The organism is Acinetobacter sp. Li1LvA2, from assembly GCF_056156705.1.
The window spans coordinates 54,133-77,013 of record NZ_JBSICF010000003.1 but is presented as its reverse complement, the minus strand read 5'-3'; the positions used below and the strand labels follow the sequence as shown (position 1 = coordinate 77,013).

Genomic DNA, 22,881 nt, shown 5'->3' with positions numbered 1-22,881 from the left:
TAAATAAAGAGTGAAATTGAGTTAATTCAAGAAATATGAACAAAGTTGATTAAAATAGGTGACTTTTAAATTATTTCTGCTATAATCCGCCAACGCACTTAAATTTCCGTTCATTACCTGAACATTCTGTTCTATTCATTGTAAGCGCACGCTGTCCATAGAGAGGACCATTACTTGCGCCCCAATCGCTCAGCGATTCTTCAGGTTCGGCCGTAATCAAGCGTGCGTTTAGTCCACATCGTCGTTACTCGGATTGCTGCTGAAAAAACGTTTCAGCTAATTTTGCTTTGCCGCTTTTTGCCGATGTCTATTTTTTTGTATTTATTAAAAATGGAGCACCCACAAGGGTGAAACTCTCTATGAGCAAAACTTTTGCCGAATTTTCTTTGCATGAAACCTTACAACAAGCGCTTGAAGGTTTAGGTTTTACTGCCCCAACTCCTGTGCAAGAACAAGCAATTCCTGCTGCTTTAGAAGGTAAAGACCTTCTCGTATCAAGCCAAACTGGCTCTGGTAAAACTGCTGCATTCTTACTCCCAACATTAAATGCTTTAGCTGGTCAAGAGACTGTTGTACCGTTCAAAGACCGTATGAAAGCAGTAACTCAACCGAATATCTTGGTAATTTCACCAACTCGTGAATTGGCTCAGCAAGTAAGTCAAGATGCAATTGCATTTGTACGTCACATGAAAGGTGTTCGTATCGCTGCCATTATGGGCGGTATGCCATTTGCAAAACAAATTCAACAATTAAAAGGCGCGCAAGTTGTTGTTGCAACACCTGGTCGTTTACTTGACTTGGTAAATCGTCGTCAAATTAAATTAGATCAAGTAGATGCTTTAATCGTTGATGAAGCAGACCGTATGCTTGATCTAGGTTTCTCTGAAGACTTAGAAGCAATTAGCGAATTAGCGGCTAACCGTAAACAAACATTAATGTTCTCTGCAACATTTGCTGACCGTATTATTCGTCTTGCATCATGCATGATGAAAGATCCTATGCGTATCGCAATTGAAACAGGTCATTCAACCAATACTGATATTACACAAACATTGCATTGGACTGATGGCTTCGAACATAAGAAAAAATTACTTACCCATTGGTTAAGTGATGAAAACTTAGATCAAGCTGTTGTTTTTGCTAGTACGCAAGAAGATACAGATATGTTGGCAGAAGAACTTGCTGAAGCAGGTCATTCTGTAGTTGCACTTCATGGTGCGATGCCACAAACAGTTCGTAACCGTCGTTTACGTAGTATTCGTGAAGGTCGTGCAAAAATCTTAGTTGCAACTGACGTTGCTGCTCGTGGTCTTGACGTTCCGACAATCTCTCACGTAATTAACTTCGGTCTTCCGATGAAGCATGAAGATTATGTACACCGTATTGGTCGTACTGGTCGTGCTGGTCGTACTGGTCAAGCAATTACTTTAGCAACTTATCGTGAACGCGGTAAGATTCGTGCACTTGAAGAATATTTAGAAGCGCGTTTAAGTGTTTCTGAAATTGAAGGCTTAGAGCCATCTCCACCTCCTGCTCGTTCAGGTCGTGATGGCGGTGGTCGTGGTCGTGGCGGTAATGGCGGTAGCCGTGATGGTCGTCGTGGTGGCGGCGGTTTCGGTGGCGGTCGTCGTTTTGAAGGCGAAAGCAACTTCAAACGCCGTGAAGGTGGTCGTGATGACCGTCCACGTCGTAGCTTCGATGATAAACCACGTGGTGAGCGTCCAGCATTTGGTGGTGAAGATCGTCCGCGTCGCGAGTTCAATTCAGACCGTCCACGTCGTGAAGGTGGTTTTGAAGATCGTCCACGTCGTGAGTTCGGTTCAGATCGTCCACGTCGCGAAGGTGGTTTCAATGATAAACCGCGTTTTGACTCGAATGATGACAACCGTGGTAATCGCGTAGATTATAAACCACGTCGCGAAAGTGGTTTCGGTGACCGTCCAAAACGTAGCTTCGGTGGCGAAGATCGTCCACGTCGCAGTTTTGATGACAAACCACGTGGCGAGCGTCCAGCGTTTGGTGGTGAAGATCGTCCACGTCGCAGTTTTGATGACAAACCACGTGGTGAACGTCCAGCGTTCGGTGGTGAAGATCGTCCGCGTCGTGAGTTCAACTCAGATCGTCCACGTCGTGAAGGCGGTTTCAGCGATAAGCCACGTCGTAGCTTCGATGATAAACCACGTGGTGAACGTCCAGCGTTTGGTGAAGATCGTCCAAAACGTAGCTTTGGTGGTGAAGATCGTCCGCGTCGTAGTTTTGATGACAAACCGCCGCGTCGTAAATTCGACCGCTAATCAAAATTTAGTTTGAAAAAAAGGCCAGTAAAAATACTGGCCTTTTTTATTTTTCAGTTTTGTTATAAACTAACAAAATGTGAATTGGTTCAATTTTTTATTAAATAATGCGTAAAAGTAAGCGAAAAGAGACAATAATGGCACAATTGAAGAGCCTTCTGGCTAAGCATGGGTTGCCTTATCTTTTTATTGCACTCGTTTTGTGTAATGGGGTTTACTTCGCCTACGCTTTTATAAATGGAAGTTCTGTTGAGCAATTCCAAGCTTCTGAATTGACCTCTTTTTACGAACATACTTCTTCGACTTCTCTCAAGTAAGTTAGCTTTGCTTTTGTCAAAATTACAACAAGTTTGCTAATTTTCAGTGTTATAGTATGCGTGCATAAAAGTGCAGGAACGATTGCCATTATGAATAATAAAACTCCTCTCTCGACTCAGCCGCTCATTGAAGTGAAGAACTTGAGTTTTAATCGAGGGGAACGCGTCATTTATGACAATATTAGTTTAAATATACGTCGAGGCCAGATTACGGCCATTATGGGACCTTCTGGTACAGGTAAAACAACTTTATTACGTCTGATTGGTGGACAGTTAGTTCCAGATCAGGGGGAAGTTTTACTCGACGCTAAAGATATTGCCAAAATGTCTCGTCAGGAACTTTTTTCCGCTCGTGCACGTATGGGAATGCTATTTCAGAGTGGAGCTCTATTTACGGATATGTCCGTTTATGAAAATGTGGCGTTTCCAATCCGAGCGCACACAAAGCTTCCCGAAAATCTCATTGCTGAATTGGTTGCATTAAAACTTGAATCGGTGGGTTTGCGTGGTTCTGAACAATTAATGCCGACAGAACTTTCAGGTGGTATGAATCGTCGTGTAGCATTGGCTCGCGCGATTGCACTTGATCCCGATTTAATCATGTACGATGAACCTTTTGCTGGTCAAGACCCAATTGTGAAAGGTGTTTTGACTCGTTTAATTCGTTCACTACGTGAAGCGTTAGATTTAACAACAATTATTGTTTCGCATGATGTCGCAGAAACATTATCGATTGCTGACTACATCTATGTGGTAGCTGAAGGAAAAATTCAGGGAGAGGGTACACCTGAAGAGTTGCAAAAACATGCTTCTCCATTTGTACACCAATTCTTAACAGGTTCGGCAGAAGGACCAGTTGAATACCAGTTTAGTCATCAAGCTTATTTAAATAACGAGGTTCGTCCATGAATACGATTGCCTGGTTAGGTAGACTCGTTATTGAGCGGATTCGAGGCATTGGTGCTGCGGCAAATATGCTCTTGCAGATTATTTTTTCACTTCCTACCAAGGGTGGTTTTGGTCGTTTTGGCTACCAAATGCACCGCGTAGGTGTGATGTCCTTACTTATTATTACCGTTTCTGGTTTGTTTATTGGTGCGGTTCTTGGCTTACAGATGTATAGCATTTTGGTCACTTTCGGTGCTGAGTCGATGTTGGGTACAGCGATTTCGTTAACCCTACTCCGTGAGCTTGCTTCTGTGGTTGCTGCATTGCTATTTGCAGGACGAGCAGGTTCTGCATTGACTGCTGAAATTGGTTCAATGAAGCAAAGTGAACAGCTTGCCAGTATGGAAATGATTGGTGTTGACCCTTTAAAGCAAATCGTATCACCACGTCTTTGGGCAGGTATCGTCAGTTTGCCAATGTTAACTGTGATATTTGCAGCCATTGGTATTATTGGTGGCAAGATGGTCGGTGTTGACTTTTTAGGTGCTGATGAAGGCTCCTTCTGGAGTGGTATGCAAAATACAGTGCGTTTCTGGCATGACATTTTCAATGGCACGATTATTAAAAGTATTGTTTTTGCTTTGATTTGTACATGGGTTGCTGTTTATCAAGGCTATGCCTGTGATCCGACACCAGAAGGCATTGCAACGGCAATGACTCGGACGGTTGTGTATTCTTCATTATGTGTTTTAGGTTTTGATTTCGTGTTGACTGCGGTCATGTTCGGAGGGATTTAATGAAATCACGTAGTAGTGAACTGGCCGTTGGTATCTTTGTTATTATCTTCGGTATTGCATTGTTTTTTTTAGCAATGAAAGTTAGTGGTCTTGTTGGTACGAACTTAAGTGATAGTTATACCATGAAGGCTCAATTTGATAACGTCAATGGGCTAAAGCCACGCGCTAAAGTAACAATGAGTGGTGTTACAATTGGTCGTGTTGATTCAATTACACTTGATCCAGTTACGCGTTTGGCTACCGTAACATTTGGTTTAGATGGAAAGTTGACAAGTTTCAATCCTGAACAATTAAAAGAAGTTCAGAAGAATGCGTTGGAAGAGTTGCGTTATAGCTCAGATTATACTCAAGCTTCTCCAGAGCAACAAAAAGCAATGGAACAGCAACTGACCAGTAACATGACCTCCATCACAAGTATTGATGAAGATGCTTATATAATGGTAGCAACCAATGGTTTGTTGGGTGAAAAATATTTGAAAGTTGTACCTGGTGGTGGTGTGAACTACTTGAAACGAGGTGACACGATTTCAAACACTCAAGGAACTATGGATTTAGAAGATTTAATTAGTAAATTTATTACTGGTGGTGGGGCTGGTAAAGTTGCTGCCGGTTCAGGCTCAACAGAAGCGAGTGCTCCTGCAAGCACTGATAAAGATAGTGCACAAGCCTCATTTGTTGAGTAAAAGATTATTTGAAGGAGTGGTTCCTGGTGAATACGTTGTTTAAACAAACCCTGACAGCAAGTCTTTTGTCTACCATGATTGCAGGTACAGCATTTGCTGCACCTTCAGAAGCACCACCTGATTTTATCAAGCGTGTTGCTGATGGTTTGATTGCTCGTTTGAAAGCTGATCATGCAAAATTGCAAAGTAATCCAGCATTAGTGAAGAGTATTGTACGTCAGAATTTAGACCCGTATGTTGATTCACAAGCATTTACTCGCATTGTAATGGGTACTTATGCAACAAATCAGTATAGTACAGCAGCGCAGCGTGCTCAGTTCGAGACTAACTTCCGTAATACTTTAATTGAAAATTACGGTAGTGCATTTGCTAAATATACGAACCAAAGCTATACCATGCGCCCTTACAAGGCAACTGCGGGTAAAAACCCAGTAGTGACATTGGACTTCAGTCATAACGGTGACAAAATTCCTGTATCTTTCCAGTTAGCTGATAAAGGTACTCAATGGAAAATCCGTAATATCAATGTTTCTGGTATTGATTTGGGATTACAGTTCCGTAATCAGTTTGCTGCAACAGTGAAACGTAATGGTGGCGATTTGAATAAAGCAATTGCAACCTTCCAACCGGATGCAGACGCTGCTGTTAATCAGAACAAACAAAAATAGTAGGTGAAGAGTGGTTCAGTATCTCAACCAACAATTGGTTGTTTCGGGAAAAATTGATTTTGAAAATGCGGAACAAGAGTATCAAGCAGGTTTAGCTATCATCAAGAAGCAGCAAAGCTTTCCTCTGGTGGTAGATTTAACAGAGCTTGAACATGGTAGTACCTTGGCGTTGGCTGTTTTAGTTCAATGGTTACGAGTGACTCCACAAAAAGCTGGTTTGCATTTTAAAAATGTACCCGAAAAAATGCTGAAGATCATTCAAGCCTGCCATTTGCAGGAAGATCTACATTTGATCTGATGTTCTAGATGTAAAAAAGCACCTATATTTAGGTGCTTTTTTATGCTTTGGACTAGCATTTTATTACAAAGCCTAAATCCATTTTTTCCAGCGGAAATAAATAATAGGGCCAATAAAGAAACCGATAATAATTAATAAAACGATGATGAAACTAGTTGTACCATGTGCAAAAGGCAATACATCTGTGTTCATCCCATAGATGCTGGCAATAAGCATTGGAGGAGCTAACATACTTGGCAAGATCGAGAATCGACGGATCGTATCATTCTGTTCGGTATTAATGAATCCAGACGTTGTATCAAGCAAGAATCGTACTTTTTGGAATAAGAAAGCATCATGTTCTACGAGTGAGCGGACATCTTCACTCAATTCTCGAATATCAGCATCGTAAATATGACTACCTAATGCCCGAGGACGTGATAAAAAAGTAAGTACACGTCGTAAATCAATTAAACAGAGCTGAGCTTTTCCTAGCATGTCTTCTTGTTGAGCTAGGCGCGTAATCATGTCATCTAGATCTAGAATTTGTTCACGTTGGTGATTGTTAAGAACCTCTGTCGAGTATTTTTCTAAATCTTTGTGGATATCTTCTAAGATATCCGCAAGCTCATCGAGTTTTGCTTCAAGAAGACCTAATAAAATCCATGTTGGATCTTTATAGTCCATGTCGTAGTCATTTCGGCGAGCACGCGCACGAAAGGCACGAAACGCAACTAATTTTTCTCCCCGCATCGTAAAGAGGCGGTCTTTATGCAAAATAAATGCGACCGTTTGTACCATCGCTAAGATGTGTGATGAATCTTCTGCATCACCATCCACTTGATAGTTTTTATTTTTCGTTAAAAAATAAGTACTGATATGCAAAATACCATCATCATCACGGTAGAATCGTGCTGAGGATGAAATATCTTCAAGCGATTTTAGTGTAGGTAAATTTTGGTTATAGGCATCTAGCACCCATTGTTGCTCTTCTTGCGAGGGTGCAATAAGATCAAGCCAGACTAATTCGGGATGTAGATCAAATCCACCATTGATGGTGGCATCTTCCAGACTTCCGCGTTCTGTGGCATAAAAGGCTTCAAGCATGTGTCTTTTTTCCTCACGCAGTCTGATGGAAATGGATGGGTGTATTTTAGACAAGGATTTGCCGAAAAACACTTGCCAATACGCTATTTTGCAAAAAAAAACTCTATCGATAGTTTAGTTTGTCAGCATGACAGTTCAATAAAACGGTTTTTTACACTATGAATTCAATTTGTATTTTCTGTGGTTCATCTCTTGGTTCAAACCCAATTTTCCAACAAATTGCCAAAATTACTGGTGAGGCTATTGCAAAACAAGGTAAGACCTTGGTTTATGGCGGCGGTCGCTCAGGCTTAATGGGCGTTGTCGCTGATAGTGCCTTGCAGGCAGGTGGACAAGTCATTGGCGTGATTCCTCGTGCTTTGGTCGATCGTGAGTTAGCTCATCCGGGCCTAACCAAATTATATGTGGTCGAAAATATGCATGAGCGCAAAACCAAAATGGCGGATCTCTCCGATGGTTTTATTGCTTTACCTGGTGGTGCGGGTACATTGGAAGAAATCTTTGAACAATGGACGTGGGCGCAATTAGGTATTCATCAAAAGCCATGTGCTTTCTTAAATGTAGCTGGCTTTTATGAAGATTTACTTAAAATGATTCAAGGGACGGTAGATAATGGATTTAGCCAGGCACGATTCGTTGATAAATTGATCGCATCAGACAAAATTGAAGATATTCTTCAACAATTTGAGCAATATCAGCCTCCTGCTCCAAAATGGACAAATGCAGATGTTCAACCATAAACGAGGTTAATTAAGTGAAAACAATTACGGTCGCTGCTGCAGTGATCTTGAACGAGCAAAATCAGTTGTTGCTCGTGAGAAAGCGTAATACTCATGCTTTTATGCAAGTGGGTGGCAAACTGGAACCTAATGAGGCGCCAGAGATTACAATGCAGCGAGAAATTTTAGAAGAAGTTGGAAGTTCTTGTGTAATTGAGCAGTTTCTTGGTCGTTTCGAAACGGCGGCTGCCAATGAGCCAGACCATATTCTGGTCAGTCATTTATATCTTGTTCAGCTCGATCAGGCACCTAAAATCGCAGCCGAAATTGCAGAAATGAAATGGGTTGATTTAAATGATTCAGAAACACACCTTGCACCATTAACCCGTGAAATTGTTATTCCTTGGTGTGAGCAGCATTTATCTACAGTTTAATCATTTTAACTGGTCAAAGTTGCCGCTAAACAAGCGGCATGGATAGATGTGCAACCTAATTGTTTAAGTGCTTGACTGAGCGCGTGAATAGAGCTTCCAGTGGTTATCACGTCATCAATAATAAGAACACGGCGATAACGCCGTTTTTCTTGAGTAAGCGCAATAAATTGTTGCTCAATGTTCTCAAAGCGTTCCAGTCGAGAAAGTCCTTTTTGCGAATGTTCAGCAAGACGTTGTACTGGCTGCCAAACAGGTATTTTTAATTGTTTGCTTAAGATGTTTGCAAGTAATAATGACTGATTAAAACCACGTTTGATTAAACGTTGATTTGAAATAGGCATAGGTACGATAGCTTGTACTTTGGGAAATTTGAGTTGTTGTAAAATTTCACCTAACAAAATTTCATAATGTAATTTTTGTTCATATTTAAACTGCTGAATGATTCTGCTAACTGGGTAAGCATAATCACAAGCCACAAGAACTGATTGATCATTGCGTTGAATTGTTTGTTTAAGCCAAGGTAAATGCTTCCAACAATCCTTACAGAGCGAAGATTTTTCTCTTACATCTGACTCACATAACAAGCAAGGTGAGAGCAATTGAATAAGATGCTGTGGGTTTAAGAAACTAAACATACGCGTAGCGAGGTGCTTCTGGAAGCCAACGTTTTAATAATGCATCTGCTTGTTCTGGATAATCCTTTAAGACTTGCTGAGCTACATAATGAGCTTGACTGAGTAAGTGATCATCTCGCTCTAAACGAGCAACTCTAAATCCCATATCCCCAGTTTGTTTCGTACCTAGTAATTCACCCGGCCCGCGTAACTCAAGATCTTTTTCTGCGATCACAAAGCCATCATTACTTTCTCTTAAAATAGAAAGTCTTTCTTGCCCATTTTGAGAAAGAGGCGTTTTATATAATAGGACGCAAAAGCTGGCTTGAGCACCTCGACCTACGCGACCCCGTAATTGGTGTAACTGAGAAAGCCCTAAACGTTCGGCATTTTCAATGACCATAATAGAAGAGTTGGGAACATCTACCCCAACTTCAATGACCGTGGTTGCGATAAGAAGCTGTAACTCATTATTTTTGAACGCTTGCATGACCGACTGTTTTTCGTCAGCTTTCATTTTGCCATGCACTAAGCCAATGTTAAGTTCAGGAAAGCGTTCTTTCATTTCTTGATAGGTAGCTTCGGCGGCTTGAGCATCTAAAGTTTCAGACTGTTCAACCAGTGTACACACCCAATATGCCTGTTTCCCATCTCTACAATTCGAAGCAATCCGTTGAAGTACTTCTTCACGACGATCAAGTGGAATCGTAACGGTTTGAATTGGAGTACGGCCTGGAGGCAACTCATCAATAATTGATGTGTCTAAGTCGCCATAGGCACTCATTGCCAGTGTTCTTGGGATAGGGGTGGCTGTCATGACGAGTTGGTGCGGGGTGAATTGCTCTGCACCTTTATTACGTAAAGCTAAGCGTTGATCTACACCAAAACGATGTTGTTCATCAATAATTACTAACCCTAATTTAGCGAAGCCAACATTGTCTTGAAATAAGGCATGTGTACCGACAATAAGTTCCGCGTGACCTTCTTTAATCTGTTGTTCTGCTTGGGCACGGGCTTTACCTTTTTGTTTGCCAGATAGCCAAGCAACTGTAATACCTAATGGTTCAAACCAACGTTTAAAATTTAAATAATGTTGTTCTGCAAGAATCTCAGTCGGGGCCATTAATGCAACCTGCCAATCAGCTTCTAAAGCATGGCAAGCTGCTACAGCAGCAACTAAGGTCTTTCCAGCCCCAACGTCACCTTGTACTAGGCGCAGCATAGGTTGGTGTTGTTTTAAGTCATTTAGAATTTCTTTAGATACACGTTTTTGTGCATTGGTCATTTGAAAAGGTAAAGCTTCTAAAAGCTTTTTAGCTAATATTTTACTGCTTGAGAAAGCAGGAGATGCAATTTGACGAATATAAGCACGGCGATTAAGTAAACTAATTTGGTGTGCAACCAGCTCTTCAAAAATAAGCCGTTGTTGGGCTGGGTGTGAACCTTGAGCCAACTGGAGCATGTTGGCATCAACAGGAGGCTCATGAATGTAATACAAAGCCTCTTTAAGCGCATAGCCATTGGTATATTTTTTAGGGAGTAGCTCTGGTAAAGCATCACTATGATGCTTTAAAGCTTGTTTTACATATTCGCGCAGTTTGGGTTGAGTTAGCCCGTCCGTACTTGGATAAATTGCTGTAAGCTGAGTTTTTGGTAGAGGTGTATGTTCATGAATGAGCTGAATTTCGGGATGATACATCTCAAGCCCGCGAGCGCCGACGCGAACTTCACCAAAAATACGTAAGCGATGACCCGGTTTTATTTTGTCAGTCAGGTTTTTATAAATATGATAAAAGCGTAAGGTGACTTTACCGAATTCATCTTGAACCAAGGCTGCCATAGATTTTCGTTTTCCCGGGGGGAAATCAATTGATTTGACTTCACCTTCGAGTAAATAGCTACGCCCAACCACAAGTTGATTCATTGCAATAATCGTACTGCGGTCTTCATAATCACGTGGCAGATGAAACAGTAAATCATCTGTGGTAAAAATATTTAGTTTTTCGAGTAGGGCTGCTGAAGCCGATCCAACGCCTTGTAACTGATGGACTGAAGTCATGTCCCCTCAACGAGTTTTCTATGCATATATTATTTATCGGTTATGGTAAAACATCTCAGCGTGTTGCTAAACAACTATTTGAGAAAGAACATCAAATTACCACAATCAGCCTTAGTGTAAAAACGGATAGTTACGCAACACATCTTGTTCAAGATATCTTTAAACTTGATTTAAGTAAAATTGAACCTGTAGATGTCGTATATATTTTACTTTCTCCAAATGAGAGTACAGTTGAGGGCTACCAACATACTTATGTTGATAGTATTGAACCGATTCGAGATGCATTAAAAATACATCCAGTAAAAAAAATAATCGTAGTGTCGTCTACACGGGTATATGGTGAAAATGCAGGGGAGATCATTGATGATTTTAGTGAAATTCAGCCAAATGATGCACAAGGCCATATATTGCGTGATATGGAACGCCTTTGGCAAAAACATTATCCAGTGCAATGTGTAATTGTTCGCCCAACTGGGATTTACGGAACTTCAGTTGCCCGTTTAAAGAAAATGGCTGAAAATAATCAAAGTTATCCAAATATACATTATAGCAATCGAATACATATTGATGATTTAGCAAAGTTTTTGGCTTTTATGGCGGACTATGAAAATCATCACGCGAGCTATATTGTGACTAATAACCAACCATTGCCTTTGCATGAAGTTATCGTGTGGTTCCAAAAACAATTGGGGTTACCCGAGTTAACGTTAGAATCAAACCAAATCTCAGGTAAAAGAATTTATGCGAAACATTTGCCTGCAACGGGTTTTCAATTAGAGCATCCAATTTGCTTTAATGACTATTTATTATGTTTAAATGTTCATAGCACTAAATAAAATTTTGATTAAACTTTAAATAAGAACAGAAATACCTGATGAGGCAGTCAAATTGCCGATAAAGATAAAAAGGTTGAAAGTGAAAAAAATTTGTTTAGCTCTTATTTTGAGCGTAACAGCTGTTGCGAGTTGGGCCGAGGATCAGGTGTGGTGTGCATATGATCCGATTGGTTCCCAAGGGGATATTACACGTCGTTTAAATGACATTCGGTTATATGCTCAGCAATATCAAGTCAAATTTAAAGTGGTGACCTATCAAAAAGAACAACAGGCCATACAAGCTTTTGATGAAGGTAAATGTTCAGGTTTAGCGGCATCTAATTTTAATACTTATCGTTATAACCAGTTTATGGGAAGTACCGCAGGTATTGGGCTCATTCCTAATAATCGTACGGCTAAAAGCTTATTACAGCTTTTGAATCATCCAACAGTCGAAAAAAGATTAATTTCTAAGGATTATGAGGCGGTAGGGATGATTCCTATTGGCACGGCCTATATGGTTCTAAAAAATAAGAAACTCTCTAGAGTTGCTCAATTAAGAAATCAGCGTATCGGCGTGTTACCAAATAATCCGCCACAACAAGCCTTGGTACGAAGTGTAGGTGCTCAGCCAGTTTATGTCGATTTATCTAATGCGATTTTGCAGTTTAAACAAGACAAAATCGATATTGTCCCAGCCCCAGTGTATGGGTTATTGCCGTATAATTTACAAAAAGAATTTGGACCCGATGTTCAAGTCATTAATTTTCCTTTGGCATATTTTGGCGTTAATTTAATTATTAAGCCACAAGCTTATCCTGCTAATTTTGGTCGAAAAATTCGAGGGTGGTTTGTTCAAAATAGCCAATTGCTGACTAACCGTGCAACCCAGTGGGAAAATCATCTACCTGCTTATTATTGGGTAGATGTCTCTTTTTATGAGAAGCAAAGTTATGACGTTATGGTTGCCAAAATACGTAATCAGTATGTCCTTTCAGGTTATTACGATGCCTATTTTGTTCAACTCATGAAGCGACTACGTTGTATAGATGATCCACGCTATTTTGAATGTCCAATGCGCTAATAAAATAAAAGGCAACCGAAGTTGCCTTTTATTTTGACTAAAAATCTTAAGCTTTCTTACGTTTTAAACGTCGTTTTGCTTGTTGAGATGCCATAGCTTCAAGCGCATCTTTTAACTCTTCGTCGCTAAAGGTGGTGATGTGTTGCAACATTTGTAAGGTTACTTCATCAAGAACCAACTGTGCGCCAGCAGCCATTTGACGGAAATTATCATCAAACTCGATTTGGCCTTGGTCGTTGGTACGAATGTAATTTTGCTGTGTAAGTACTTTTAGGAAGCTTTGGAATAAAGCTTTGTCAAAGAACTCTGGTGAATTAAATTCATATAGAACTGACAGACGTTGTCCGAGTAAATGACTTAATTCTTCAACCTGTTTAGCAGAAATATTACCTGAACCACGTTGAGTAATGAGCGCAAGCGTCATGTAGTAACGCTCAAGACTTTGCTTAACAGGCATAGCTAAAACAACAAGCTGATTATGCTCTTCAGTGTTTGGTGCAGAGCTAATTAAATTGCCTTCATCATCTTGCTGAATAAGGTTTGATTGAACCAATGCATTTGCATATTGCTCAATTTGTTCTTTAAGTTCGCTACTCTTCCATTTAAGGAATAACTCAGCTTTCAAGAATGGATAGAGCGTGTAGATAACATTGGTTAAATCTGAACGGCTAATTTTTCCATTATGTTCAACAAGTGATGCAACCAATGAAGGTAAGACAAAGGCGTGCAAAATGTTATTACGGAAATAGGTCAGAAGAACAGCTTGATTATCTTCAATCGCAATAATATCGCCGAGTGCATGCTGAACTCTTTTAATGAGTTTAAGCTTTAAACCATAAGCAATGATTTCTTTACCAGAAAGCGGTGTTACTTCCATACGTTGGTCATATGGGAAGTTCGATGCTAGATTGCGGTAAGCTTCAAGCTGCTTAATACAAATTTCTTCATCAAGCGTATGCTTTGGAGTTGCAAGCAAAATAATAGAAAGTAAAGAGACAGGGTTAATCACCACAGCTCGGTTAATATTTTCTAAAATTGCATGTGCAGAGCTATTTACGGCATCTGAAACTGCTTGAGGAATTGGGTCATCATTTTTCTCGATAAAAACATTTTCTGCATTATGTTGTTTAAGCAGATCATCAAGGAAAACAGGTTCACCAAAGTTCACGTGGACTTTACCGAAAATGCGTTCAATTTTTCGTAATGTTTTCACAATACCAAAAATTGATTCAGCTTCTTTCGGTTTACCTTGCATTTCGCCTACGTAGGTCGAGCCTTCCATCAGGCGTTCATAACCAATGTAGGTTGGTACAAATACAATTGGCTTTGTACGGCCACGTAAATGACTATGAACCGTCATAGCAAGCATGCCAGTCTTAGGTGGCAATAGGCGTCCTGTACGCGAACGTCCACCTTCAATAAAGTACTCAAGTGGCGTGTTACGTGACAAAATACTATATAAATATTCTTTAAATACTGTTGTATAAAGGCCATTACCACGGAAAGAACGACGAATAAAGAATGCGCCGCCCCCGCGTAAAAGCTGACCAACGAAAGGCAAGTTCAGGTTATCACCCGCAGCAATATACGGAACCATAAGGCCACGTCTATAAATCACATAAGATAATAATAAGTAGTCAATATGGCTGCGGTGACAAGGTGTGTAAACCACTTCATAATCTTTTGCCAGTTCACGAACGGTACTGAAGTTATGCACATCTACGCCGTCATAAAGCTGGGTCCATAAGCGCGTTAAAGCAAGATCGGCAAAGCGGACTGCTGAGTGTGAATAATCCGACACGATTTCATTGACATAACCAATTGCGCGACGTTCAGCTTCGAGCATACTGACTTTCCCGCGAATACTTTCACGGCGGATTGCTTCTTGAACATCACGAGATTTTACAACCGACTGCATGACATTACGGCGATCGGATAAATCGGGGCCTAAGACCACTTCACGTTGACGATCTAAATAATCATTTAACGTACTTACAATATAAGTTGCTGGTGAAAGGTTTGGATAATGCTGTTGAGCATAATCAACCAGTTCACGTAACGATTGTGGTTCATGAAATTCTAAGTAAGATTGGCGGCCATGTAAGCCAATGTTCACTAATTGCTTAACTGTGCTCGGTGTAGCCCATGTATCTGAAAATAATAGCTTAAACCAAGAGTCTTCTTTATCTGGTGAGCGGCCCCATAGAACAGTAACTGGAACAAGTTCTATATCAAGTTCAGGATTTTCTTTTAAGACTTCAATCAGTTTTATTAAACGTGGTGGAAAAGCATGAGGAGGAGGATTCAGTAAATTATTTTCATCATTGTGTTGTAAAAATAAAACTGATGCTTTTTCCTGATGAGATCCAACAACTAATGGGTCTAATGCAGGTTTTAAATTTAAACGACGCGTTTCTCCATCAACCACCAAAGCATTGCTTCGAGAGTGGTTTTGTAAGACATAGCACACCACTTTTTGGCGGTCGGTCTCTGCTTCTGTTGTTTCTGATACTGGTTCAGTAGGAACTTCCCCAAGAACATGTGGTGTTACCACGAGGTCAAGTATTTTACTCGAAAGCCGACGATACATTTGACCAAACCCACTCTTGGACATAAGAACTCCTACTTCTTAAAGACAAATCCCAGCACCAAATGCGGAGGGTAATTATTTTGAGGCATTTATTAAAAAAAACAATATGCTGATAGCTTATAAATTATAATGCTTTTGGCATATTTTATCGTTAAAAATCGTATTTTTAGCTGTTATATGAGCAATGTTCATCAGAAGTTGACTGATTGTTCCATGTTCAAATAGTTTTTTATGGCACAATAGATTCTACACATCTGTCCTTTAATACGATTTTTTACCTGAAATATGAAGGTATCTCTCATGAATGCGTTAACCCAAGAACTAGTCGAGCTGCTCACTTTAGAAAAGCTAGAAGAAAATATTTACCGTGGCATGAGCCGTAATCTTGTCGGTAAACGCGTCTTTGGTGGACAGGTTTTAGGTCAGGCTTTACGTGCAGCATCTTATACAACTGATCGCCCAGCGCATTCTTTACATGCATATTTTTTGTATGGTGGCGATATTAATGCCCCAATTATCTATGAAGTAGACCGTTTACGGGATGGGAAAAGCTTTGTAAGTCGTCAAGTTCGAGCGATTCAGCATGGACGCGTTATATTTTCAGCGATGGTGTCTTTTGCCAATCCAGAAGAAGGTTTGAACTATCAACATCAAGAACCTGAGTATCCTGCACCGGAAACGCTTAAATCTGAAAATGAGTTAAAACAGGGTATTTTAAACTTTGTACCTGAAAATGTTCGTGCTAGTTTCATGCGTGAGCGTCATGTAGAAATTCGCCCAATTGATCCGGTAAACCCGTTTCAGCCGCAACCTGAAGCTCCCTATAATGCGCACTATATCCGCACCCATGACCGTATTCCAAAACAATTAGATGATATTGCCTTGCATCAAGCAATTGTTGCGTTTTATTCAGACTTTACCTTAATGACAACAGCTTTAAGACCGCATGGTTTAAGTTATATTTCTCCAAGTTTGCAATGTGCAAGTATTGATCATGCAATTTATTTCCACCGTCCACTTCGTGCTGATGAGTGGATGCTTTATGACATGGAAGCCACAGTGAGTGCGGCTTCAAGAGGTCTTAATTTTGGTCGTATGTGGCAAAATGGCCAACTTGTATGCAGTACCGTACAAGAAGGTTTAATTCGTTTGCGGGAAATTGAGACCCAATAGACCTATTGAAGAGCCATCTAATTAGATGGCTTTTTTATTTTTAATGGGAACGATGTGACAAAAAATTGCTCGTATGAAAAGCGAGCTCATGTCATATTTGCAACAGGATTGCCAACTGAAAAAAATAATGCTGATATGAACTTAAATACACAAATTCTAATTGCTGCCATTGTAGGTTTAGCCTTTGGTTTCCTACTCACCATGTATCCAGACACAGCTTTTGTAAAACATAGTTTATATGGGCTTGGAATATTAAGTAGTGTTTTTATCGGGCTTCTTAAAATGCTTTTGGTGCCTTTAATCTTTAGTTCGATTGTTGTGGGGGTATCAAACCTACAAGCGGGCGGACAGTTAGGGCCAGTCTGGAAAATCACATTTTTATGCTGTTTAACTACAACGACTTTAGCCCTAATTTTAGGTATTAGTTGTGCTCATTTATTTGAGGTTGGACGTGGCATAGATATTTCTATTTTTCAGACATCTATGCAAAATTATCAAGCACCAGATAGTTTAAACCCAGCAAGTTTTTTCACTAATTTTATTCAAAATACTTTAATCAATCCATTTAAAGCATTTAGTGATGGTAACGTTTTGGCTGTTGTGGTCTTTGCTTTATTCATCGGCGTTGCTTTGGTGCAGGGTGGTGAGCGTTTCAAAAGTATTCGTGTATTGAGCCACCAGCTCTTTGAAATGATGATGCTGCTCGTTGGCTGGGTGATGAAGCTGGCACCTTTGGGTATTTTTGCTTTATTAGCAAAGTTAATGGCAACTGAAGACATTTCAGTATTAAGTCGTTTGGCTGAGTTTGCAGCCGTTGTAACAGGCACAACTATTTTTCATGGTGCTGTTGTTTTACCACTACTGCTTTGGATTTTTGGTCGTATGAGCCCTTGGACTTTTTTCAAAGGGACACGTACAGCGTTAATTACAGCATTTGCAACGAGTTCTAGCTCTGCCACGATGCCACTTAGCATGAAGTGTGCACAAGAAAATTTAGGGGTACGTCCTCAAACAGCGGGATTTGTTATTCCACTTGGCACTCAGTTAAACATGGATGGTACCGCTTTATACGAAGCAGCAGCTGCACTGTTTGTAGCAAATTTGGTGGGCTTGGACTTAAATCTCACCCAGCAAATTATCGTGTGTTTAACAGCAATGATTGCATCGCTAGGTGCACCTGGGATCCCGAGTGCTGGCATGGTGACTATGATTATGGTTTTACAATCGGTAGGTCTACCAGCTGAAGCAATTGCCATTTTACTGCCAATTGATCGCCTATTAGATACGGTAAGAACGGTAGTAAATGTGCAAGGGGATATGATGATTAGTGTGGTTGTAGATCGTTATACGAAAGATAAAGATATCAGTGTTTAATTTTTTAATAAAAAAGCAGGATTTTAAATCCTGCTTTTTTATTTTTAAGCGGCTTGAAGCTCTGCTCTTTTTGCTGCTGGAGATTGCGATAAATAGCTAACCGCATCTTCAGTGCTACCTTCTTTGACTGGATCATACCAAGGCATGAGGTAATCAATTTGTTGGGCAATCAGCCAAAATGGATTTGGTAGCACTTGATTATCTTTGCGACTAATCTTAAGCCACTCTAAAGCAACCCACACTGGGAAAAATCTAGATTTAGCAGCATCTGAAAAGCGAGGATCTTGTTTCATAATATGTGCAGCGCCGTCTACCCATAAACCAAGTACCAGCACAATCACTGCAAGGCTTAAATAGTAGCGCGGAATATAACCACCACCAAGATGACGATATAAATCAAAGGCTACGGTACGGTGTTCAATTTCTTCTGAACCATGCCATTTCACCAGATCGACCATTTCAGGGTCAGCGCCTAATTCTTCCCAACGCTTGTTGTATAGAGCATATTTACCTAATACACAGGTCATATGTTCAACAGTGGCAACAACGCCTAAACGGAATAAATCCCATTGGCCTTGTAAGAAATTTGGAACTTCTTTATCAAAAGGCTTATCTGCCAAAGCTGTCGTAAATAAATAGTTCATAATGTCCAGATTTCTCTGGATATCAATATTACGTACGTTTAAATATTCTTTGTTTGCAGAAGTATGTGCATTGGCATGCATAGCTTCTTGACGGATAAATGCTTGTACATCCTGCTTGAGTTTTTCATCTGTGATTTGCGGTAAAACCTTGTTGTACAAACGGCAAAACCAGAACTCTCCAGCGGGCAAAATATTATTAATTTCATTAATAAAATAACTTGCGAAAGGCTGATTAGGAATCCAGTCGACAGGGGTATCTTTCCAGTCAAATTTCACTTTACGTGGAAGAATTTTATAATCAATAGAAGAACCTAAAGCCTTGTTCTTCAAAAAAGATAACAATTTCATCATTTAGTCCTGATTTTTAACTCGATGAAGTTATAACGAGTATAAAAAAAGCCCCTACATTTGTGTTTAGCAATAGGGGACAATTGAGTATAAATTTAATGAAAAAATTGTATCTGTTATGACAATTTAGCTTTCTGCATCTTCATCTGTAGCTTCAGGGATTGAATCGACATCAAATTCTGGTTGTTGATCAAGCGTAAAATGCAGACGTCCACCCATGACACTTGCAAGCTCTTCCAAACCTAATTTGTTAAGTGAAGAGAAAAGCTGAATGGAAAAATCAAGCTTCATTTTTTTAAGTTGTTGTTTAACTTCAAGCAATACTTTATTTGCAGGACCACGATTAAGTTTGTCTGCTTTCGTTAAGAGAATATGAACAAATAGATGACGCGAATAAGCCCACTCTAGCATCATCATGTCAAAATGCTGTAGAGGATGGCGAATATCCATAAGTAAGACTAAGCCTTGTAAGCTTTTACGGTGAATTAGATAGTTTTCTAATTCCTTTTGCCACACCTTTTTCATATCTTCAGGTACAGCTGCATAACCGTAACCTGGAAGATCGACTAAACGCTGATCAGGATTACCTAGACTAAAGAAGTTAATCATCTGGGTACGACCAGGCTTTTTAGAAGCACGGGCAAGTTGTTTCTGATTAGTTAATGCATTAATAGCACTAGACTTACCAGCATTTGAGCGTCCTGCAAAAGCAATTTCGTAGCCACTATCTTCAACACAAAGTGCCAATTTAGGTGCACTCATTAGAAACTCAGCTTGGCGTAACCAGTTTAGAGATTGCACAGCATAGGCTGTGATCGCCGGATCTGGTGCTTTTTCATAGCTGATCTTTTGCTTGGGTGCGAGTCTGGCTTTGGTGTCTTTCGATTTTTCACTACGACGCATAAAAAATAACTTTTTAAATGAGAGGGCTCGCGCCTAGTATAAAGGAGCTTGGGTATTCTTGCTAATTTTCAATAAATCAACTTATGAAAATCAATAGAGCTTAGATTTCTAAAAAGGCAATAGGGGAGTTAGCAGGAGCAGATTTTGATTGCTGCAAAACTTCTCCGAGTGTGTATTGGTCTAGGCTTTGATAAAAGCTCTCTAGAGCTTGATCTAAAATACCTTTTAAACCACAGTGATTGCGTAATACACAAGGTGGTGTATTGCATTCAACGATTTGATTGTCACCTTGTAATATTCGAACAATTGAACCCAAATTGGAGCTAAGTGCATCTGGGTTTAAGCGAATTCCACCACCTTTTCCACGAATGGTAATAATCCATTCTTGTTTGCCCATAAAGTGAACAACTTTAACAAGGTGGTTTTGGGACACATGCAAATCTTTCGCGATTTCTGCAATCGTGTAGGGTGCATCGCTTGGGCGTGCAACATACATTAATATTCGTAATGCATAATCGGTAAATTTATTAAGCTGCATGATCACCAAAAATGGAAGAGAATAAAAAGGATGATCATCTTAGCCTGAAAGTTTAAATAAGAAAACTTTCAGGCAAGAGGTTTTTACATTACAGCGTTAAAGGAGCTGAAACCTGTACTTGATCACCAACTCTGTAATGCTCAAGTAAAATGTTAGCTACCGAAAACTCAGTATGGTTTTCTTCAGGCTGAACTTCAAAATGATATGAGTTGTTTTCTTGAGCTTCTGTAAATTTAAAAGCTTTTGGCTGTTCAAGCTGTTGCTCTGGAACTTGTACTTTAACCGAAATAAAAGCATTTGCTGGTCCGGTTAATACGTCTTCATGGTCAGTTGCTTTTAAAGTGAAGCGTTTGCCAGATTCAAGAGGATCAATTTGTGTAATTTCAAATGAACGCCAGCCAGCCCATCCACCTTTTAAGCTCTCAAGTTGTTCATATTTTTGTTTTTCAACGCCAATCAAGATATCTGCCAATTGTAGATAAGCTTGCTTCCACGCTTCGATAAGTTCTGATTCAAATGGCACGTTAAGTACTTCACTAATTGAATGAAGTAGGTTGTCACCAACAATTGCATATTGATCAGGCTGAATATCCAGGCTCACATGTTTAGTAGTGATACGTTCAACAGCTTTGGCTAGAACAGTAGGGTTCTCAATATTTTCTGCATAAGCAAGAACGGCAGCTGCAAGCGCACGCGGCTGACGTAAGCTAGTTTGGTCATCTAGGTTAAAAACATTTTTTAATTCGGGATTGTTATTCAACATACGCTTATAAAAGTATGTAGTCAGCGTAACACCGTGTTCACGTAAAACCGGTACAGTAGATTTAACAAGTTCAATTTGTTGTGGAGTCATGGCTAGACCTTATTTATCTGGCTATATAAGATGTATTTAAAATACATCTTTAAAAAAGTAATGGCAATAGCTTTTCGAAAAAAACCATAAAAAAATTAGGGGATATAAAATCCCCTTAAATTAACATTATGTTATTAAATATTTTTTATTTTCCAAATAAAGAACCAAGTAGGCCTCGAACAAGTTTTTGACCTGTACTTCCTCCTAGACTGCGCGCAGCACTTTTTGCAAAAGTTCCAACAATATCTTGGGTGAGTTTGGCTCTTTCACGCGCTGCTCGTTCTTCCTCTTTTAATTGATCACGTGCCAATCTTTCCTGCTCTTTCGCTTGTTGTTTTGCTAGAGTTTCTTGCTCTTTCGCTTGTTGTTTTGCGAGTTCTGCATTTTGTTGCTGTTGTTCGCGTTCAGCCACTTTATTTTGTAGTATTTCATAGGCGCTATCACGATCTACAACTTGCTCATAAACGCCAGCAATAATACTTTGTGAGATTAAAGCTTGACGCTCTTCTGGAGTGATTGGTGTAAATGCAGAGTAAGGTGGCATGACCCAGCCACGCTCTACAATCTGTGGAGTACCTTGCTCATCTAGGCAGCTAATGAGTGCCTCACCAACACCAAGTTCAGTAATTGCTTCATCAACTTTAAAGTTTGGATTGGCTCGGAAAGTATCTGCGGCGGTTTTTACCGCTTTCTGATCTTTAGGGGTAAATGCACGTAGGGCATGTTGAACGCGATTACCAAGTTGACCTAGAACACTTTCAGGTAAATCGAGTGGATTTTGGGTAATGAAATAGATACCTACTCCTTTAGAACGAATTAAACGTACAACTTGTTCAATTTTGTCTTGGAGTGCTTGGCTGGCATTGTCAAATAATAAGTGAGCTTCATCAAAGAAAAACACGAGTTTAGGTTTATCCATATCACCGACTTCTGGAAGCTGTTCAAATAGTTCTGAAAGCATCCATAAAAGGAAAGTGGCATATAGCTTAGGTGTATTCATGAGCTTGTCAGCCGTAAGAATATTAATGTAGCCATGTCCATTTGCATCGGTTTGAATAAAATCTAAAATATTTAAAGCAGGTTCACCAAAAAATTGCTCTCCACCTTGGTCGGCAAGGGCGAGTAAATTGCGCTGAATAGCGCCTAGGCTTGCTGGAGATAAATTGCCATATTCTGCTTTAAACTCGGCTGAATGTTCACTCACGAAAGTGATCATGGCTTTTAAATCTTTAAAATCTACTAAGAGTAGACCTTGGTCATCTGCAATACGGAATACAGCAGATAGCACACCCTCTTGGGTATCGTTTAAATTGAGCATGCGAGCCAATAAAATTGGCCCAATTTCAGAAATAGTGGTTCGGATAGGATGGCCTTGCTGACCAAATAAATCCCAAAACACAACTGGATTAGCTGCGAAAGGAACGCTATCAATTTGTAAAAGCTTTAATCGTTCATTAAATTTATCTGAAGCTTCTCCTGCTTTTGCGAGACTCGAAACATCACCTTTAGCATCGGCAAGAAATACTGGTACACCAATTCGAGAGAAACTCTCTGCTAGAACTTTTAACGTAACTGTTTTACCTGTACCCGTGGCGCCTGCAATAAGTCCATGGCGGTTAGCAAATTGGGAAAGTAGAACAATTTCTTTGGATGTGTCATTAATATTTTTAGCAATAACAATCGGTGTACCCATATATTTTTA

At 39.9% G+C, this 22,881-nt stretch carries 22 protein-coding genes and 1 pseudogene; 13 read left to right on the top strand and 10 right to left on the bottom strand.

Features of this window, described 5'->3' with window-relative positions; all coding sequences use genetic code 11:
* Window positions 1–359 precede the first annotated feature (359 nt).
* The 7 genes from ACS604_RS07665 to ACS604_RS07635 all read left to right on the top strand — a co-directional run bounded on the left by ACS604_RS07665 (window position 360) and on the right by ACS604_RS07635 (window position 5,945).
* Entirely contained in the window at window positions 360–2,294 is a 1,935-nt protein-coding gene (locus ACS604_RS07665; RefSeq protein WP_013196768.1) for a DEAD/DEAH box helicase, read from the top strand.
* Between the two features lie 107 nt (window positions 2,295–2,401).
* A complete protein-coding gene (locus tag ACS604_RS07660) occupies window positions 2,402–2,611 on the top strand; it encodes a hypothetical protein (protein WP_081399444.1) in 210 nt (69 codons plus the stop codon).
* Between the two features lie 90 nt (window positions 2,612–2,701).
* A complete protein-coding gene (locus tag ACS604_RS07655; protein WP_144732955.1) occupies window positions 2,702–3,520 on the top strand; it encodes an ABC transporter ATP-binding protein in 819 nt (272 codons plus the stop codon).
* On the top strand, window positions 3,517–4,296 hold the full coding sequence (mlaE, locus tag ACS604_RS07650; RefSeq protein WP_474771115.1) for a lipid asymmetry maintenance ABC transporter permease subunit MlaE: 780 nt from the start codon (window positions 3,517–3,519) through the stop codon (window positions 4,294–4,296). The genes ACS604_RS07655 and mlaE overlap by 4 nt, the downstream gene beginning before the upstream one ends.
* Complete coding sequence (gene mlaD / locus ACS604_RS07645) at window positions 4,296–4,979, top strand: outer membrane lipid asymmetry maintenance protein MlaD (RefSeq protein WP_005301188.1); 684 nt, start codon at window positions 4,296–4,298, stop codon at window positions 4,977–4,979. The genes mlaE and mlaD overlap by 1 nt, the downstream gene beginning before the upstream one ends.
* Window positions 4,980–5,005: 26 nt before the next feature.
* Entirely contained in the window at window positions 5,006–5,647 is a 642-nt protein-coding gene (locus ACS604_RS07640; protein WP_004789665.1) for an MlaC/ttg2D family ABC transporter substrate-binding protein, read from the top strand.
* Between the two features lie 10 nt (window positions 5,648–5,657).
* Window positions 5,658–5,945 (top strand): STAS domain-containing protein, encoded by a 288-nt coding sequence (locus ACS604_RS07635; protein WP_474771114.1) that lies wholly within the window; start codon window positions 5,658–5,660, stop codon window positions 5,943–5,945.
* A gap of 72 nt (window positions 5,946–6,017) precedes the next feature.
* Here the strand turns inward: ACS604_RS07635 and ACS604_RS07630 are convergent, their stop codons facing one another.
* On the bottom strand, window positions 6,018–7,031 hold the full coding sequence (locus ACS604_RS07630; RefSeq protein WP_474771112.1) for a CorA family divalent cation transporter: 1,014 nt from the start codon (window positions 7,029–7,031) through the stop codon (window positions 6,018–6,020).
* A 158-nt stretch (window positions 7,032–7,189) separates the two neighbouring features.
* Between ACS604_RS07630 and ACS604_RS07625 the strand changes: the two genes are divergently transcribed.
* Entirely contained in the window at window positions 7,190–7,771 is a 582-nt protein-coding gene (locus ACS604_RS07625; protein WP_005301199.1) for an LOG family protein, read from the top strand.
* Between the two features lie 14 nt (window positions 7,772–7,785).
* The gene (locus ACS604_RS07620; protein ID WP_005038468.1) at window positions 7,786–8,184 is read left to right on the top strand and encodes an NUDIX hydrolase; all 399 of its coding nucleotides are present in this window, start codon (window positions 7,786–7,788) and stop codon (window positions 8,182–8,184) included.
* A 5-nt stretch (window positions 8,185–8,189) separates the two neighbouring features.
* Here ACS604_RS07620 and ACS604_RS07615 read toward each other — a convergent pair whose 3' ends face one another.
* Together ACS604_RS07615 and recG are read right to left on the bottom strand one after the other, a co-directional pair.
* A complete protein-coding gene (locus ACS604_RS07615) occupies window positions 8,190–8,819 on the bottom strand; it encodes a ComF family protein (protein WP_474771110.1) in 630 nt (209 codons plus the stop codon).
* Entirely contained in the window at window positions 8,812–10,857 is a 2,046-nt protein-coding gene (gene recG / locus ACS604_RS07610) for an ATP-dependent DNA helicase RecG (RefSeq protein ID WP_437119878.1), read from the bottom strand. The genes ACS604_RS07615 and recG overlap by 8 nt, the downstream gene beginning before the upstream one ends.
* Window positions 10,858–10,877: 20 nt before the next feature.
* Between recG and ACS604_RS07605 the strand changes: the two genes are divergently transcribed.
* Both ACS604_RS07605 and ACS604_RS07600 read left to right on the top strand, forming a co-directional pair.
* Window positions 10,878–11,693 (top strand): NAD-dependent epimerase/dehydratase family protein, encoded by an 816-nt coding sequence (locus ACS604_RS07605; RefSeq protein ID WP_474771108.1) that lies wholly within the window; start codon window positions 10,878–10,880, stop codon window positions 11,691–11,693.
* Window positions 11,694–11,772: 79 nt separating this feature from the next.
* Window positions 11,773–12,756: a putative solute-binding protein gene (locus ACS604_RS07600; protein WP_174726887.1), complete on the top strand. Its 984-nt coding sequence runs from the start codon at window positions 11,773–11,775 to the stop codon at window positions 12,754–12,756.
* Window positions 12,757–12,802: 46 nt separating this feature from the next.
* On the opposite strand, the gene plsB is transcribed toward ACS604_RS07600, so the two are convergent.
* Complete coding sequence (plsB, locus tag ACS604_RS07595; RefSeq protein ID WP_151963914.1) at window positions 12,803–15,370, bottom strand: glycerol-3-phosphate 1-O-acyltransferase PlsB; 2,568 nt, start codon at window positions 15,368–15,370, stop codon at window positions 12,803–12,805.
* A gap of 276 nt (window positions 15,371–15,646) precedes the next feature.
* Here plsB and ACS604_RS07590 point away from each other — a divergent pair, with 276 nt between their 5' ends.
* Complete coding sequence (locus ACS604_RS07590; RefSeq protein ID WP_003653674.1) at window positions 15,647–16,519, top strand: acyl-CoA thioesterase; 873 nt, start codon at window positions 15,647–15,649, stop codon at window positions 16,517–16,519.
* A gap of 108 nt (window positions 16,520–16,627) precedes the next feature.
* Window positions 16,628–17,893, top strand: a complete 1,266-nt coding sequence (locus tag ACS604_RS07585; protein WP_474771453.1) for a dicarboxylate/amino acid:cation symporter — start codon at window positions 16,628–16,630, stop codon at window positions 17,891–17,893.
* A gap of 44 nt (window positions 17,894–17,937) precedes the next feature.
* Here ACS604_RS07585 and ACS604_RS07580 read toward each other — a convergent pair whose 3' ends face one another.
* From ACS604_RS07580 to ACS604_RS07555, 6 genes and pseudogenes are all read right to left on the bottom strand, one after another.
* A complete protein-coding gene (locus ACS604_RS07580) occupies window positions 17,938–18,888 on the bottom strand; it encodes a metal-dependent hydrolase (RefSeq protein WP_174738811.1) in 951 nt (316 codons plus the stop codon).
* A 123-nt stretch (window positions 18,889–19,011) separates the two neighbouring features.
* Window positions 19,012–19,788 (bottom strand): ribosome biogenesis GTP-binding protein YihA/YsxC, encoded by a 777-nt coding sequence (gene yihA, locus ACS604_RS07575; protein WP_004789642.1) that lies wholly within the window; start codon window positions 19,786–19,788, stop codon window positions 19,012–19,014.
* A 100-nt stretch (window positions 19,789–19,888) separates the two neighbouring features.
* Window positions 19,889–20,326 (bottom strand): RrF2 family transcriptional regulator, encoded by a 438-nt coding sequence (locus ACS604_RS07570; RefSeq protein WP_174738810.1) that lies wholly within the window; start codon window positions 20,324–20,326, stop codon window positions 19,889–19,891.
* A gap of 88 nt (window positions 20,327–20,414) precedes the next feature.
* Window positions 20,415–21,179: a globin domain-containing protein gene (locus ACS604_RS07565; RefSeq protein WP_004789638.1), complete on the bottom strand. Its 765-nt coding sequence runs from the start codon at window positions 21,177–21,179 to the stop codon at window positions 20,415–20,417.
* Window positions 21,180–21,181: 2 nt separating this feature from the next.
* Window positions 21,182–21,294: pseudogene (locus ACS604_RS07560) on the bottom strand (hypothetical protein); the annotation flags it as partial.
* A gap of 30 nt (window positions 21,295–21,324) precedes the next feature.
* Entirely contained in the window at window positions 21,325–22,872 is a 1,548-nt protein-coding gene (locus ACS604_RS07555; protein WP_474771106.1) for a helicase HerA-like domain-containing protein, read from the bottom strand.
* Between the last annotated feature and the right edge of the window lie 9 nt (window positions 22,873–22,881).